This is a genomic window from Gracilinema caldarium DSM 7334 (genome assembly GCF_000219725.1).
GTDB classification, from domain to species: Bacteria; Spirochaetota; Spirochaetia; order Treponematales; family Breznakiellaceae; genus Gracilinema; species Gracilinema caldarium.
The window spans coordinates 876,431-893,275 of sequence record NC_015732.1 but is presented as its reverse complement, the minus strand read 5'-3'; the positions used below and the strand labels follow the sequence as shown (position 1 = coordinate 893,275).

The window sequence follows — 16,845 nt, the reverse complement described above, 5'->3', positions numbered from 1 at the left end:
AATATATCGAAATACTATTTTTATGTCAAGCAGTTTTGCTAAGAAATTTATTTAAATTAATCCATTTCATGCACCACATTAGGAGGATAGATAAAATCTGATTCAGTATGAATAACAGCACTTTTTCCCAAAAAATCCTTAATCTTAAAAGTTCAACCGTATTATCCAGAAAATTGGAGAGAGCCAGATAGGTACCTGAAGGGCTGATAACAAGACCAGTGGGCTGGTTTCCAGCAGAAAATTGCAAGAGTATGTTGTGATTGTTTACATCGATCACTGAAATAATCCCACTTCGGGACTTCGGAGCAGATATGATGTTGGATTGTTCGGGCCACGGCAGGATACAATAATGAAAAACCAGAGGTACTGCGGAAGAAACCTGAATTCGACACACTTCATCAACAAATCCTTCTCGATGTAGTCGTATACGATGGATACCCGCAGGAAGTTCTATCGTGATTGGAGATGTATAATAGGGGGCTTCAGCCTTTAGGGTATGAACATCCCTAGGCCAGGGAAGCAGGATAGGCTCATCTATATGACATATTTTTCCATCGATATAAATTACCACATAAATTACCACCTGCGGCGGATCTACCTGTACTTCAAGGCGGTATAAACAGGAATTAAACATACACATAAGGTAATAATTAAAAACAGGGGGTATTTGTATAATAGACAAAAAGAAAAGCGGTACATCTGTCACTCCCACTCCAAGTATAGCATGCTAGTATGCATCCGTGCTATTTCAGGAATAAGGCCAAGTCATTGACGACCCTTTATCGGCATGCTATGTTTTAGTGCCTACGGTGCGTTTTTTATAATACCGTACACGTCGAGCTTCAATGCAGAGAGGTACATAACCCTATGGCATCAAAAGAGAAAAAGCCTGTTGTTCAGAATGAGCTTTCAGGATGGCAGGAATTTGTCCGTCGGTTTAAAGCCCATCCAGCCCTTTATACGGGGTCCATTCTTATCACCCTTTTCACCGTAATTGCCTTTGTGCTGGTTCCGGCCATGGCACCAAAAGCTAACAGTCTCGCAGCGGGAGGACGCCTTTCCTTCGGGTCCTATGACGGCATTCCTATAGAATTTTATCCTGGAAACTACTTTGCCCAGCAAAGGGATTATTATAGCGAACAACTTCGGTCTTCTGGGAAGGACCAGAATAACCAGTATGTAGCATTCCAGGTTTGGCGGGCAGCCTTTGAAAGTACGGTTGTTCAGACTGCAGCCCTTCAGGAAATGAAAAAAGCAGGATACACCACTCCCCAGGGGCTTGTGGATAAAAGGATGGCTACCTTGCCGGTATTCCAGGAAAATGGCAAATTTTCTGCCGCCCGCTATAAGGCTATGTCTGAAGCAGACCGGATGAACCTGCGGCGAGACTTGGAAGGTCAGATTGCATTAGAACGGTACATGGAAGACACCCTGAATCTCCGTATCTCAACTCAAGAAAAGGACTTTATAAAGTCCATGGCATCCCCTGAACGGAGTTTTGACATGGTTGTGTTTCCCCTCGCTTCCTATCCTGACAGTGAAGTAAGTGCCTTTGTAATCTCTAATCCTAACCTGTTTAAGCAGGTACATCTTTCCAAGATTACCATTAGTTCCAGTGAGGGGGATGCTAAAAAGGTATATGAGTCGGTAAAAAACGGCTCAGTCAGTTTTGAAGACGCTGCAAAAACCCACTCGAAAGATGAATATGCCGATAAGGGCGGCGATACAGGCTTGAAATATGCCTTTGAACTTGCTACTGAAATTACTGACATAGCCGCCAGAGAAAAGGTTCTGAGTCTCAGCAAAGGCACGTTAAGTGAACTCATCAAGGGCTCAGCGGGCTGGGTGTTCTATCGTGCAGAAGAAGAACCTCGTATAATAAGTATTCCGGATTCGGCTCTGCTTACTAAAGCTCGATCTTATATGATGTCCTTTGAAAAGGGAAAAGTCGAAGACTACCTCATTGCTAAAGCCAACGAATTTGCCGAAAAAGCCCGTACCATGAGCTTTACCAATGCTGTTTCAGCCCTTTCGTTAACCAAGAAATCCTTTGGGCCAATAGCACTTAACTATGGGGATGTAGAAATCTTAAAAGGCTTGAATACCCAGAATATCCCAGAACTTTCAGGAGCTTCCACTAATGAAACTTTCTGGAAGACCGCCTTTTCTACGCCCCTGCAAAGTCCTTCAAAACCCATCGTAGTGGGGGACAATATTATTGTCCTGAATCCAGTCTCAGAAACTAAGGCTGAGGATTCTACCTCCACCATTATTGATTACTATTACAACTACATTGCCAGCCAGTATTCCGAGCGGACCCTGCGGAACTACTTCCTAAACAGCAAAAAACTGAAGGATCAGTTCTTCGACACCTTCGTCCGCACCTTTATGGCATCGAATAATTAACTACTCCTATGACCCATGAAGTTCCCCAGCCGCGTCCTGCGCGGCGGGGTCTTTCACTTTCATATCGAGGAAAAACCCTCCTTTCAATCATTGATCCCATAGCACAGTCTGAAAAGACAGCTGCTACCTATACTGTTAAACAACGAACCCTCTATCTCGTGGCCTCGCCCCTCTTTGGCTATGGGATTCCGGTCATCTTAAATTCCTTACCTGAGGATTCAGCTCTAATAGCCCTTGAGGTAGACCCTGCCCTTTTCTCCGTAACAAAAGAAGTGTTCTACCAAACCATTGCCCCTACAGTTCCTTATATCTGTATAAAAACCGAAGCAGAACTCTGTCATTTTGTTCGAAAAACCTGGGGGCCCCGTCATTTTCGCCGCCTAGAGCTGGTAACCCTGAACGCAGGCTGGACCTTATATGAACAGAAATACAGAGAGCTATTTCACACACTGCAGCAAGACCTAGCCATCGACTGGTTCAACGCAATGACCCTTACCCGGATGGGTCGGCTCTATGCGAGAAACACCCTGCGAAATCTTTCAGCCCTAGCCCATCGACCTTCGCTGGACCAGCTCAGCTTTGGCACAACACCGGTACTTGTTTTAGGGGCAGGTCCCAGCCTGGATGAATTCCTTGACCGGCTTCTGCATACATACCCTTATATACTCAACAATGAAAAGCGTACCTTTCGCATCATCTGTGTTGATACGGCACTGCAATCATGTATATCTAGGGGTATACCGGTGGATTTGGTGGTTGCACTGGAAGCTCAAATTTGGAACCTCAAGGATTTTATCGGTTATAAAACGGCAGATTTTGCCCTGGCCATGGACGTATCAGCCCATCCCGATACTATCCAGACTGCTCAAGAAAAGGTATATTTTTTTTATACCCCCTGGACTGAACTTGGCTTTCTAACCAGACTTGAACAAGCTCAGCTGCTGCCTATCCTTATCCCGCCTTTAGGTTCCGTTGGACTTACGGCAACCTCTATTGCACTATCTCTTACCCGTGGTCCGGTATACATCGCAGGGCTCGATTTTGCCTTTACACCACACCTCTACCATGCCAAAGCCAGTCCCGGTTATCAGAGAATCTACGGCAGTCAAAATCGGCTGGCTCCGCTGAGTTCTCTCTCAGCTGTATTTAAGCAAGATCTTTCAACACATATTGATGAACGTGGCCGACTGCTTTTCACTGACCGGGCACTGCAGCGATACCAGGAACTGTTTATCAGAGAATTCTCGGGGCAAAACCGGCTTATAGATTTACGCCCCTGGGGTCTTGACCTGCAGATCCGCAAGGGAACTCTGGAAGAACTCATAGGTCATATTGATGAAAACCCAGCGGTTGCGGCCTACTCTGACAAATCCGCAGCAGCTATAGCCCTGGCAGATAACAGCCCAGGGACCGCAGCCTTTCATGCCATAATCAGCCCGACTCAGGACAACAAAGGCCCCGCAATGACAGCCTGTGATACAACAGCCGCTCAGCACAACGACAAGGTTGCAGCCTTCCGGGTTTTACTCACCTCAGAACTGACTTCACTCACCCGGTTACGGGCCATTCTCTCCGGCGAAGCTCCGGCGGCGGCGGGCGAACTTGACCAGCTCCTGGACACCTGCGATTACCTGTGGGCCCATTTCCCGGAATGCGCCGCCGCCGGCAGGCAGCGCCCCGGAACCAGTGACATCAGCTTTTTAAAACGGGTTCGTGCAGAGCTGGATTATTTCATCAAGGTGGTGGAGACGAGCCTTACTCATCTTTAGACTTCAGGACTGCGAGGAAGGCATTCTGAGGCAGCTCCACATCACCTACCATCTTCATGCGCTTTTTGCCTTCCTTCTGTTTTTCCAGCAGTTTCCGCTTCCGGGTAATGTCACCGCCATAACATTTGGCGAGGACGTCCTTACGGAGGGCATTTACCGTCTCCCGGGCGATGATTTGACTGCCAATGGCGCCCTGTATCGGAATCTTGAACTGCTGACGGGGAATCTCGTCCCGGAGGCGCTCACAGATGGTCCGGGCCCGTTCATAGGCATTTCCCTTGTAGACAAGCTGGGACAGGGCATCAACAACCTTACCATTTAAAAGGATATCAAGCTTTACAAGTTCCGTGGGTTTATACCCCGTAATATCATAGTCAAAGCTCGCATAACCCCGGCTGATGCTTTTCAGTTTATCATAAAAATCAAAAAGGACCTCCGCCAGGGGCATTTCATACACGAGTTCCACCCGCTTTTCATCCAGGTAGGTCATGTTGGTCTGAACACCCCGTTTTTCGGTGCAGAGGCTCATAATTGCCCCCAAATAGGTGGTCGGGGTGATGATGGAAGCTCGAATATAGGGCTCTTCGGCGCTTTCGATTTTACCTTCATCGGGATATTCGGTGGGGTTATCCACATAGATTTCCTCACCGTTGCGAAGATGAATCTTGTATTTTACCGAGGGAGCGGTGAATATGATAGATTGATCAAATTCCCGTTCCAGTCGTTCCTGAACAACTTCCAGATGCAGCAGACCCAGGAAACCACAGCGGAAACCGAACCCAAGGGCCGCCGATGAGTCCTTTTCGTAGACCAGAGATGCATCATTAAGCTTTAATTTTTCCAGGCTATCCTTGAGTTCCTCATAATCGTTGGAATCCACCGGGTAGATTGATGAGAACACAACTGGTTTTACTTCTTTAAACCCAGGAAGGGGCTTCTCACAGGGATGTTCTGCATCGGTTACCGTATCACCAACCCGGACATCACTTACCGTTTTAATGCCTGCAATCATGTAACCAACACTTCCGGCCCGCAGTTCCGGCTGTTCTACTAGAGCCAGCTTAAATACACCAACGGTTTCTACCTCGTACTCAGCATTATTGTTCATAAAACGGATTTTCATGCCCGGTTTAATGCGGCCTTCGAACACCCGCAGATGCACAATAACACCCCGATAGGGATCATAGTGGCAGTCAAAGATCAGCGCCTGAAGGGGTTTATCAGAACTGCCCTTTGGCGCTGGTATACGTTCTACAATTGCTTCGAAAAGTTCATCAATCCCAATCCCCTGTTTGGCTGAAACCAGCAGGGCATGTTCCGCATCGAGGCCCAGGTCGTGCTCAATCTGATGCTTGGTGGATTCCACATCGGCGGCGGCCATATCAATTTTGTTGATAACCGGTATGATTTCGAGGTTATGCTCCAGGGCAAGATACATATTCGACAGGGTTTGTGCCTGCACGCCCTGGGTTGCATCAACCAAAAGCAGGGCTCCCTCACAGGAACTGATAGCCCGAGACACCTCATAGGTAAAATCCACATGCCCGGGGGTATCAACAAAATTGAGCTCGTAATTCTGGCCGTTCTTGCTCGTATAGGGAATGGTAACAGCCTGACTCTTAATGGTTATACCCCGTTCCCGCTCAATATCCATATTATCCAGGATCTGATTTTGAAAATTACGGTCATCCACCAGTTTAGCCTTCTGGATCAGCCGATCCGCCAAGGTGGATTTTCCATGATCTATGTGGGCAATAATACAAAAATTCCGAATATGCGCAGTTTCACTCATATGGCCGGACTATACCGGAATTTACATAAAACCTCAAGGGTAAGGACAGCAACCTATGGGGGCCTTTAAAACTGCAATTTTAGAGGTCCTCTGGTTCGATTATGAGGCACTTCATAGTTACAGAGCGGCTAATTTGTCTAAGGCTTCAAGTAGGGCCTACTGAAAATGTCTAAAAATGATATTTCAAAACTTTTTTACGTTAAAATGGGTTTAATTTAGTATACTAAAACTTTCAAATATGATTTATGAGGTTTAAAACCAAGTAAAAATAAAAAGCGCATAAAAAGATCCCTCAGGATCTTTTCACAGTTGGTCAGCAATACACATACCATAATTGCTGTTTCACTAGTTTCGCGTAATTTTTCATAGATTGTACCAAGACCAAACTTTCGTTTCATATATCCAAAGCCACCTTCAATCGCTTGTCGAATGGCTTCGTCAAGTCTTTGAATCTTTCGTAGCTGTCGTACTATCTTTTTATTCTCTAATGTTTCTTTAATCGGTCTGCCTAAGGGTGGTCCAGACAATCGTATTCCTCGAGCTTCACAATAGGCTCGGTTTGCTCGTGTCCGATATATTTTATCGGCATGCACCGATTCCGGATATCGACCACATCGCCTCTTATATTTTTCTATTTGTGTTGGCAAATCTTCTTGTTCGTTATAGGGTTCCCATTGTAATCGATCTATAAAAATCATCCCGTGTTCGGTCATCGATGCTGATAGTTTTGCTCCGAATTCAAAGGCCGCTTTTGCTTTACCTCGGGCTATTGGTCGTACATGGGGTTGACTGATACTGACGATTTTTCCCGATATCGAATGGGTCTTTCCCTTATACATCTGTACCTGTTGCCGGTAAACCTCATGTATCACGATAAGATCACGTCGCTGTTTTGCACTCAACGTTGTACTGGGAACCTTGTTTTGTAATTCATTGATAGTCCGTAAATTACGTCGTATGTATTGGAGTTGGGTCCGAATCGCTCTGCGTATTTCTTTTTTTGTTCTTCGTCGCCCTCGTATAAAATTGAGATATTTGATACGGGCCTGTTTTCTATAGGTTCGTGGTTTTATGGTGAGCTCACTCGCTTCATATAACGTATCAATTATCTTTTCTGTTTTCCTTCGCGCTTCATCCAATAAAGTGACATCATGGGGATGCCGGATATCCTGGGGGACGCACGTGGCATCTATAATGAGTTGCCCTCGATTTCCATGATCATGGTCATCCTTTTGGTTTTCTTTGTTCTGTTTTTTTTCAGATTCTGCTTCTACCTGTTCTTGATACCGTTTCGCTATCAACTCATTTATCTTTGCTATTGCATCAGGTCCAAGCCGTTTTCGAAAATGAACCATCATGCTTGGATCAAAGGGTTTTTCATCTTTGTAAGATTCATATCCTAAAAAATATTGCAGGTAATGGTTCTCTCGTATTGTTTCTACCGTTTCTTCATCTGTTAATTGTAATTTCTCTTTTATCAATAATGATCCCAAGGCGAGCCGTACGGTCTTGGCTGTTCTTCCAATTCGTTTTGAAAAACATTTTTTATATTCAGCTTCTATCTCTTCCCATGGAATAATTGCGGCTAATCGTACCCATCGATTATCTTCTCGTAAATGTCCTCCGAAGGGTACATAAAAGTCTTCAAACTCAGGTACCTGTTCCTTTTCCTTATACATCGTTACCCCATAGTAAAGTGCACGCTTTTTAAGGCCTTACCCCTTTCTTCCGTGCACTTCTTATTGAGATTATCTCTGTATTTGCTTCTTTTGTAAAGAGTTGTTTGTTTTTCAGGAAGCCCCAAGTAGAGCTTCATGGGAAAAGGGCTTTTCAAGAAAAAGATTTTTAGCTGGCAACGCCTTTTCAGGTACAATGAAAGACCTATCCTGATACCCTGACATGAAAAGGACCCTTAAATCAGTTTTTTTTTCGCCCAACCGTGATGCAAGTTCATAGCCATTCATATGGGGCATTACGATATCGGTGAGCAACATGAAATCCGATTCCCCGCTGGCCAACCGAATGGCTTCTTCAGTATTTTCGGACTCAAGGACCCGGTACCCGCTTTTTTCGAGGAGCCTGCAAATGAGCCCTCGAATGTAAGCATCATCTTCAGCCACAATGATCGTTCCTGAGCGTCTTTTTTGTTCTATAGTTTGAGGAATATCAGGTTGTTGAACAACTATATTTTCCACTTCAGGCAGATAGATAAAAAAGGTGGTCCCTTCACCGGGAGCGCTTTCTACGGCAATCTGGCCGCCGCTTCGATTGATTATGGCATAGACCGTTGAAAGGCCAAGACCAGTACCTTTGTCTTTATCTTTCGTGGTAAAAAAGGGTTCGAAAATATGCTGTAAATCTTCTGGAGCTATGCCGCAGCCCGTATCTTTAACAATGATCTGCAGCCATTTACCCTGTTTTAACCCATGTTGATGGCATGAATTATCACAGATAACACTTTTTGTCTGAATAATGATAGATCCATTGCCCATAATTGCATCCCGGGCATTAACTACTAAATTTACGATTGTCTGTTCAAATTGACCAGGATCAATCGAGATAAATGGTGTATCAGCATTCAGTACCATGGAAACCTTTATATTTTCATTGACCAACCGCTGAATCATCTTTTCCAGTTCTTTTAATATTTCGTGAACATTTACAACTTTAGCCTCAATTGCTTGTTTGCGGGAAAAAGATAGTAATTGCCGGGTGAGATTCACCGCCCGCTGGGTCGCTGAGAGAATTCCATCAACTTCTTCCTGTAAATCCGGATTATCCTGAATATCTTCCCGAAGCAGATTGGCATACCCCATAATGGCAGTGATAATATTATTAAAGTCATGGGCAATCCCACCGGCAAGCCGGCCAATAGCTTCCATTTTTTGTACCTGTCTTAGTTGATTCTCCAAATCCCGACGTTCTGTATTATCCAAAAGGTAACCCTGAATTTCTACAGCATTATTATCTGTCTTTGGTAAGGTTGAAAGCGTAGCCAGCACAAAGATTCTTGTTCCATCAGATTTATTCAATTCCCAATCCTGAGCAACACTATGGGTATGATGTAAAAAGGATTGCCAGAGACGATTACCCGTATCGGAATTTACAAACCATGAAAAAATTGGCTGCCCAATTACCTGTTTTTTTTCTTTTATTGCAAGTAAGGAAATAAAGGTGGTATTGCAGTCTGTAATGGTTCCCTTTTCATCGGCTGTGAAATTAGCCGTTGGGGCTTTTTCAAAAAGCGTTCGATAACGTTCCTCACTTTTACGTAGTTTCCCATCCATCTCATGCCGGAAAAGAGCAATTTCTATGGCTGTTTTGAGTTCCCTGTCTTCAAAGGGTTTTATAATATAGCCGAAGGGAAGACCATCCTTCGCCCTAGAGAGGGTAATATCATCAGCGTAGGCGGTCAGCATGATGACCGGTATATTATACTTTTGAAAAATGATGGTCGACGCTTCAAGCCCATCCATGGAACCAGCTAGTTGAATATCCATCAATACTAGATCAGGCTTTGATGTGGCAATTACTGAGATGGCCTCTTCAGCGTTATCATATATTCCAAATATTTCATAGCCAAATCGTTCCAAATGTCGTTTAATATCTAATGCGACAATATTTTCATCCTCACATATTATTATTTTAGGCATAATATACCCTATTTTAGAATAAGTTGATCTTTTAATATAACATTTAATATTCGTTCTAGGGAAAAGAGAATTACAAACTGATCTTGAACTTTTGCAATACCAGAAATAAAACTTTCTTTAATCGTTTTTCCGATAGAAGGTTGCGCTTCTATATCCTCATCTGGTATAGAAATTACCTCATACACCTGATCTGCCAAAATACCGAGGGGAACCTCTTCATTGGCATATTTCATTTCCGCAATAATAATTGAAGTACCCATAATAGTATCTTGGACGGTTATTCCGAAGATAGGGCGTAAATCCAACACAGGGACTACCGATCCCCTATGATTAATCACACCTAATATAGAAGGGGCACTGTTTGGCACTCTCGTTATAGGCAACATTTCCAATACAACTTCAACTTGGCTTACTAATATTCCATAGCGTTCATTCTGTATATCAAAAGTTAAATATTGTTCTGCCATATTAAGCCGTACCTATGACCTTTTTCACTACTGCTAATAATTTGTCCGCATTAAAGGGTTTTACGATCCAAGCGGTTGCACCGGCTTCTTTCCCTTCATTCATTTTGTCCCCCTGAGATTCAGTGGTAAGTACTACAATTGGTATAAATTTCATTTTAATCTGGTCACGAACACGGCGGATAAATCCAATTCCATCTAAATTAGGCATATTAACATCGGTAATGATTAAATCTGGTGGCTGAATAGTGTTTAAAGTATCCAAGCCATCCTGACCATCCTTGGCCTCGATTACTTCATAGCCGCCCTGTTGCAATACATAGGTAATACTCTGCCGAATTGCTGCAGAATCATCTACCACCAAAATTCGCTTAGCCATGAAAATCCCCCTTCACTACAACCTTTAGTATGAAACATTTTGATCATTTTATCAAATATAAATAGCCATCTTAATTTAATAAGCCCTTCTCAAAACTTCCAAGGCAATCTTGGGTAACGGCAATACGATATCTACAGCTCCCACTTTAATTGCTTCATTGGGCATTCCAAAGACCACACAGGTTGCTTCATCTTGAGCAATAGTATAGGCCCCTACCTCATGAAGTTCCTTCATACCCCGGCTTCCATCATCACCCATTCCGGTCATAATCACTGCGACTGCATTTTTACCAGCATATCGCGCTGCAGAACGGAATAGTACATCCACACTAGGGCGATGCCGGCATACTAATGGGCCGTCTTTTACTTCTACATAATAACGGGCTCCAGCTCGTTTAAGCAGCGTGTGTTTGTTTCCCGGTGCAATCAGTGCACGGCCCCGAAGCACTGTATCATTATCCTCTGCTTCTTTTACCGATATTTTACATAGCCCATCGAGGCGCTTGGCAAAGGCAGTAGTAAAATGCTCAGGCATATGCTGTACAATAACAATCCCTGGTGCATCTACAGGGAGTACTTCCAGGAATTCCCGTAATGCTTCGGTACCACCTGTAGAGGCTCCGACCACAATTATCTTTTCTGTAGTTTCAAGATTTCCAGCGATAGGTTCGGGTTTAGGGAGGATTACATCGGCTGTAAGCTTTGGCTGAACCGGAGGTGAACTATATTGAGGAAGGGGCCTTACTTTTGCGTGATATGCAGCCTTAACGGCATCACAGATTCGGACCTTAGACTCTTCGAGAAATTCCTTGGTCCCCAATTTTGGTTTCTGAATGATATCCACAGCACCATATTCCAGAGCCTTGAGGGCGTTTTCACTGCCAGTTTCAGTTTTTGAGGAACAAATAACAATCGGTATGGGTTGTTTTTCCGACATAATTTGTTTTAAAAAACTTAGTCCATCCATCCGCGGCATTTCGACATCCGAAATAATGACATCGGGTCGTTCTTCTTGTATTTTTTTTAGAGCAAAAATAGGATCCATAGCAGTCCCAATAACCTTAATAAGACGATCTGATTCCAGAACTTCGGATAAAGTTTGACGAACCACTGCTGAATCGTCCACAATTAAAACTTTAATATGCGAACCTATCATGGATACTCCTTATTTTTACAATAGATTGTTGGAGCTACCAGGCTAAGAGGCAAATCCATACCGGTCATGGATTCTGAATGCCCAAGGAACAGAAGACCCTCATCTTTTAGATGGTACGACAAGTGCTTGACGAGCTGTTCTTGGGTTTTTCTGTCAAAATAGATTATGACATTTCGACAAAAAATAATATCAAAGGGTTGTTTAAAAGGATACTGCCCATCCATTAAATTTAAGCGTTCAAAGTGGACCTTATTTCTAAACTCTGGTTTTATCCGTACTTCATGACGATCGATGTTTTTACTTTTTAAAAAATATCGCTTCTTATATTCTAATGGAAGATTGATGATTTTTGCTTCTTCATAAACTGCATTGATTGCCTCTTGCAAAACCTTTACCGAAATATCGGTTCCAAGAATTTCATAAAAAAAGAAAGCATTTTGCCGTTTATACTCTTCCATAACAATCATGAGGGTATATACTTCTTCACCACTGGCACAGCCTGCGGACCATATTTTACAAGGTTTCGATGCATGCCAGAGGGATCTCTGCTTTGGAAGCCACGTATTTAAAAGAAAATCAAAGTGGTCCGCTTCTCTGAAAAAATCGGTTTTATTTGTAGTTACCGCATCTATCATATGATACAGTTCAGAGCGGGCACCCTCATCGCTAAAAACAAAGTCGATATACTGAGAAAATGTAGGATACTTTAAAAGTCGCAAGCGTTTTTGCAAACGACTTTCAAGCATTACCCGTTTCGATGGCGGCATTTTAATGCCCAAATGACTTTCAATAAAATGAGCAAGCCGGTGAAAGTCTGATTCCTTTAATGTATCCATTGAAAAGAGAGGGTCCATTTGTTTCTAAAGAACCTTTATATTTTTTGCTTCCTGTTGTTGTACTAGACTTGCAAGACGATTTACATCAACAATAAGGGCAACCGTACCATCACCAAGGATCGTAGCACCGGAGAGACCTTCGTTCTTTTTAAAAAGAAGACCGAGAGGTTTTATAACAGTTTGATAATCACCAATTACCTGATCTACAACAAATCCTATCGTTGTATCTAAAGCATTCACAACCACAATCTGTTCAATGGCAGGTTTGGTTCCTGGAATAGTAAAGAGCTCCCGTAATGCTATATAGGGCAAAACTCGTTGACGATAGGTAATAATTGAACGTGACTTTTGCTTAAGTTGTAATTCATCCCGTTGTATTTCGACACAACCGTCAACTACAGAAAGCGGTATTACATAGAGTTCATTACTAACTCGAACAAGAAGACCATCGATGATGGCGAGGGTTAAGGGGATTTTCAGGGTAATATTGGTACCCTTCCCAAGGCTCGATTCAATAATTACCGAACCTCCAAGAGAATCGATTTGTCGTTTCACCACATCCATACCAACACCACGACCAGATACATTTGTTACGTTGGTAGCTGTAGAAAAACCTGGAGCAAAAATGAGCTGGAAGATATCCTGGTCGCTTAATGCAGTAAGTGGTGTTGTTTCAGCTATCAAACCTTTTTCGATAGCTTTTGCATAAATTCGTTCCCTATTCATACCAGCACCATCATCACTCACTCTTATAAGCACATACGCTCCAGAATGAAATGCTGAAAGGCTTATAGTCCCACTACGTAGTTTTCCCTTTTCTTCCCGTTCTTCAGGTTTTTCAATCCCATGATCTACACTATTTCTGATAATATGTACCAATGGATCGGTCAATTTTTCAATCACCGTTTTATCAAGCTCAGTTTCTTCACCTTCAGTAATGAGATTTATTTCTTTGCCTAATTGAGAAGACAGATCTCGTACAAGACGGCGAAACCTATTAAAGGTAGTTCCGATGGGTAGCATACGTATACCCATGGTTGTATCTCGCAATTGAGAAACTAATCGTTCAAATTGTTCAGAGATTGTCGTAAGGCTACCATCCTGAATAGTAACTGCAGTCCGTGCGAGCCGGGCTTGCAGGGTGACCAACTCACCTACAAGGTCTACGAGAGCATCTAAACGATGACTGGGAACCCGAATAGACGCTGTTGTTATTTCCTGTCGTTCTTTCAACTGTTTTAAGTGTTCCTGTTCAACTAAGGCACTTTGAATATCCTCAGGTTTTACAATTTGTTTCTCAACTAAGATTTCTCCAATTTTACGTTTATCTTGTTCGACATCTTCAATTACCTCAGGACTTGCGATTCCACGGTCTACTAGAATTTCACCAATTCGTTTAACTTTATCAATCTGATCTGTGGGTGTAATATCAATGTTGGCAATATCTTCTACAAAAATAAAAACATCTTTGATTGCATCAATCCCCTTATCTGTTGTGAGAGTAATATCCCAGCTTATATAACAAGACTCAGGATTGAGTTGTGATAGAATTGGTATGGTACTTTTTCGTGCAATAACAGAAAGATGACCTAATTCATAAAGCTCTTCAATCAGCCGAAGTGGATTTGTCCCATTCTTAAAAAGTTCCTCTTTAGGAGCAAAATAGATCCGATAGGTTATCATTCCTTCGGATTTAGATTGAGGCTGATCTATATCAACGTTCTGTTTTTTAGATTCTGTCCTATCTTTCTCGTTTACTTCTTGTGCTCCCAAAGTATTAAATTCCTGTTCTAAAAAGTTCATCTCCTGTTGTATATCAGCATTTGGATCCACAAGAAGGGTACTGATTACATCTCGAGCCCGAAGCGTTATATCGATAAGTCGCTTGCTAACAGGAATAAGTCCATTTCGGAGTCTATCAAAAGCATTTTCTACCTGGTGAGTAAATCGTGCAATCTCATCAAACCCAAACATTGCCGCGGATCCCTTTATGGTATGCATAGCTCTAAAGATTGCAGAAATGGTCTCATTATTGTTTGGATCCTGTTCAAGTTCTAACAGCTGATTTTCTAAGGTACTTAACAAATCAGTAGCTTCTTCTTTAAAAGCATCTTTAAATTTATCTATCATAAGGACCCCTGATTTTGCATAGACCATTGCTTTTCTAGTTCTTCAGCGATTGATGTTTCTTTCATTATAAACCCATAGCGTTTTAATTTTGTCTGAAGTAACGTTTGTAGTGTACCGGTAAGATGAAATGCCTTTTTTTGTGTAGGGGCTTCTTTAATAGCAGCACATATTAATTGTATAATTGAGCTATCCATATCGGTTACATTGGACAGGTCTAGGTAAATGGTCTGATGCTTCGTAAAAGCTTCCAACAAATCTTGATGTAAGCCCCTTGCATGTTCTATACTAAGCGAGCCCTTCCATTCAAGATTAATAGTCAGATCATTGATTGAAGTCTGTTGTTGCTTCGTCATACTTTTAGTATAATCGAAGTTTTTAAGAATGCAATGATTAAAATAGGGCCTTCAAAATTTGTTTGATATTCTTTTTATAGCGTATCAGATATTTCAATACCTCCATAAAGGCGCATCATTACTTCTAAATAACCCATTTTTCGTTTTTTAATAGAAATATCCATATAAGCAAATCCTTTTTTCTCATCAACTACAAAACCGTGTATCGATAAAGGATCATTTTCAGATAGTCCGCTTTCATCCGCAATTGAACCCCGCATAATCTTTTTAATTTGGTACTGAGGACTTAGATGGGATCCAAAGCCAGGAGACAGAATCATACCAAAAAGAGGTGCAGTCAGACGTTCTTTTGTATCGAGTTTAATAGCATCCTTTAAAGGCTTTAGTGGACGATTGGTTAATGTAAAAAGCCATCTCTTGCCATCATCAGTCATTAATGAAGCCAATTCACCAGGCTGGCATGATAATAATTGATCTTGTAAATAAGAAATTCTCATACCTTGAGGAGCTTCAACAGTTTTCCCATTCAATCGAACTATTTTACGTTCTACTGGTATATTTTGTTCATAGGCCGGTGTATTAGGCGCTACATATATAATACCTACGCTATCCCGTTCTTCACCAAGAACAAGGCCTAGCCAAGGCCGTTCGACTTGTCCACCTGAAAGTAGCGCAGGTAAGGCAGAGACAAGGCGCTGAACCGGGACAGCAAAGTTAATACCCTGAAACTGTTCAACACCAGCAAATACTACTCCTAGTAAATTCCCCTGCTCATTCACCACCGGGCCACCGGAATTCCCATGATTTACTGCTGCATCTAATTGGATCACATCCCCCAATTGTAATAGACGGCGATTTAAAGCAGAGATAATACCTGAGGTTACTGTTTTTTCAAGTCCTGCAGGAGAACCGATAGCATAGACCTTATCACCTACCTGAGCTACATCGGTACCAATAACCGAAAAGACATAATCTGGCATAACTTCTGCTTTTATAACCGCTAAATCCATAATGGGATCCCAGCCAATTACCTTGGCAGGAATTCGAGGACTTGAACTATCTCCCATACGGATATACATTCGAGATACTCCGTTGTATTCAGGATCAACCTCACTTGCTATAACATGATAATTAGTGATAAGTAGTCCACTTCTGTCTATAAAAAAGGCAGACCCTAAAACCCTATCCGCATAGGATCGACCTTTTTCTATTCGGATTCCGCGATCCACCAAAACAGTAGCTACCCCCCGAATCATATCTGCAGTACTATCTCGACTTTGTAAATACAGCTTCTCCGATTCAGTAACCCTTGTATCGTTCTGGAGTGCTAAATGATACACAAAGAGAGCCAAGGGCCTGAGCTTGAGTTCTAAAGCCCTTGTAAAAAAGGGATAGGCCGTATCAGCATGAATGATAGCCCCTGCCTGTGATGCTTGAACAAAAGCAAGGAAAGCTTCTAAATTTCGATTTTGGGATAAATAATCCTGAGCCTGCGAAAGTAAAAGCTCAGATTCAGTTACACCAGAAATTTGATTTGATAGTCCTAGAATAGATACAGATCGATACAAAGATCGGGCTCTCTTCCATTCTTTCTGTGCAATGGCCTCTTTGGTTTGTTCAACCAATCGTTCTGAAGCCTTTTGAAACATGCTATCCAGATCTTGCTGTTGAGATGTATCTATCATAGTATACCGGGCTTTGAAAACTTCTATAGCCTGAATAGCCGTTGTTGGAGAGTCCTGTATGAGCTTTTCAATATCTGATATTCTCAACTGCATTGAATACTGCGGTGGTGTTAATCGCTGTGCCGCTGATACACAGGATAGAGACAAAAATACAACGGTAAAAATGAAAATAAAATAATAAATTCTTTTGTTATTCATAATCTCAAAAGTCCTTTATATCCAG

General features: G+C 42.3%; 13 protein-coding genes. 2 read left to right on the top strand and 11 right to left on the bottom strand.

Features of this window, described 5'->3' with window-relative positions; genetic code table 11:
- Nucleotides 1–25 precede the first annotated feature (25 nt).
- Nucleotides 26–634, bottom strand: coding sequence for a YncE family protein (locus SPICA_RS04100; protein WP_156789623.1), 609 nt, complete (start codon nucleotides 632–634; stop codon nucleotides 26–28).
- Nucleotides 635–867: 233 nt separating this feature from the next.
- On the opposite strand from SPICA_RS04100, the gene SPICA_RS04095 reads away from it, so the two are divergent.
- The gene (locus tag SPICA_RS04095) at nucleotides 868–2,406 is read left to right on the top strand and encodes a peptidylprolyl isomerase (protein ID WP_013968273.1); all 1,539 of its coding nucleotides are present in this window, start codon (nucleotides 868–870) and stop codon (nucleotides 2,404–2,406) included.
- A gap of 8 nt (nucleotides 2,407–2,414) precedes the next feature.
- Nucleotides 2,415–4,175: a 6-hydroxymethylpterin diphosphokinase MptE-like protein gene (locus SPICA_RS04090; RefSeq protein WP_013968272.1), complete on the top strand. Its 1,761-nt coding sequence runs from the start codon at nucleotides 2,415–2,417 to the stop codon at nucleotides 4,173–4,175.
- Here the strand turns inward: SPICA_RS04090 and lepA are convergent.
- The 10 genes from lepA to SPICA_RS04040 all read right to left on the bottom strand — a co-directional run bounded on the left by lepA (nucleotide 4,162) and on the right by SPICA_RS04040 (nucleotide 16,820).
- Nucleotides 4,162–5,967 carry a translation elongation factor 4 gene (gene lepA / locus SPICA_RS04085; protein ID WP_013968271.1) on the bottom strand — a complete coding sequence of 602 codons (1,806 nt, stop codon included), beginning with the start codon at nucleotides 5,965–5,967 and terminating at the stop codon, nucleotides 4,162–4,164. The genes SPICA_RS04090 and lepA overlap by 14 nt on opposite strands.
- Nucleotides 5,968–6,182: 215 nt before the next feature.
- A complete protein-coding gene (locus SPICA_RS04080; protein WP_013968269.1) occupies nucleotides 6,183–7,646 on the bottom strand; it encodes an IS5 family transposase in 1,464 nt (487 codons plus the stop codon).
- Between the two features lie 111 nt (nucleotides 7,647–7,757).
- Nucleotides 7,758–9,620, bottom strand: coding sequence for an ATP-binding response regulator (locus SPICA_RS04075; RefSeq protein WP_013968268.1), 1,863 nt, complete (start codon nucleotides 9,618–9,620; stop codon nucleotides 7,758–7,760).
- 8 nt (nucleotides 9,621–9,628) lie between these two features.
- On the bottom strand, nucleotides 9,629–10,087 hold the full coding sequence (locus SPICA_RS04070; RefSeq protein ID WP_013968267.1) for a chemotaxis protein CheW: 459 nt from the start codon (nucleotides 10,085–10,087) through the stop codon (nucleotides 9,629–9,631).
- Nucleotide 10,088: 1 nt separating this feature from the next.
- Nucleotides 10,089–10,463, bottom strand: coding sequence for a response regulator (locus SPICA_RS04065; RefSeq protein ID WP_013968266.1), 375 nt, complete (start codon nucleotides 10,461–10,463; stop codon nucleotides 10,089–10,091).
- 75 nt (nucleotides 10,464–10,538) lie between these two features.
- Entirely contained in the window at nucleotides 10,539–11,618 is a 1,080-nt protein-coding gene (locus tag SPICA_RS04060; protein WP_013968265.1) for a protein-glutamate methylesterase/protein-glutamine glutaminase, read from the bottom strand.
- Complete coding sequence (locus tag SPICA_RS04055) at nucleotides 11,615–12,454, bottom strand: CheR family methyltransferase (protein ID WP_237255930.1); 840 nt, start codon at nucleotides 12,452–12,454, stop codon at nucleotides 11,615–11,617. The genes SPICA_RS04060 and SPICA_RS04055 overlap by 4 nt, the downstream gene beginning before the upstream one ends.
- Nucleotides 12,455–12,478: 24 nt before the next feature.
- On the bottom strand, nucleotides 12,479–14,584 hold the full coding sequence (locus SPICA_RS04050) for a chemotaxis protein CheA (RefSeq protein WP_156789622.1): 2,106 nt from the start codon (nucleotides 14,582–14,584) through the stop codon (nucleotides 12,479–12,481).
- On the bottom strand, nucleotides 14,581–14,937 hold the full coding sequence (locus tag SPICA_RS04045; RefSeq protein ID WP_013968262.1) for an STAS domain-containing protein: 357 nt from the start codon (nucleotides 14,935–14,937) through the stop codon (nucleotides 14,581–14,583). The genes SPICA_RS04050 and SPICA_RS04045 overlap by 4 nt, the downstream gene beginning before the upstream one ends.
- A 74-nt stretch (nucleotides 14,938–15,011) precedes the next feature.
- Nucleotides 15,012–16,820 (bottom strand): S1C family serine protease, encoded by a 1,809-nt coding sequence (locus SPICA_RS04040; RefSeq protein WP_013968261.1) that lies wholly within the window; start codon nucleotides 16,818–16,820, stop codon nucleotides 15,012–15,014.
- Nucleotides 16,821–16,845 lie beyond the last annotated feature (25 nt).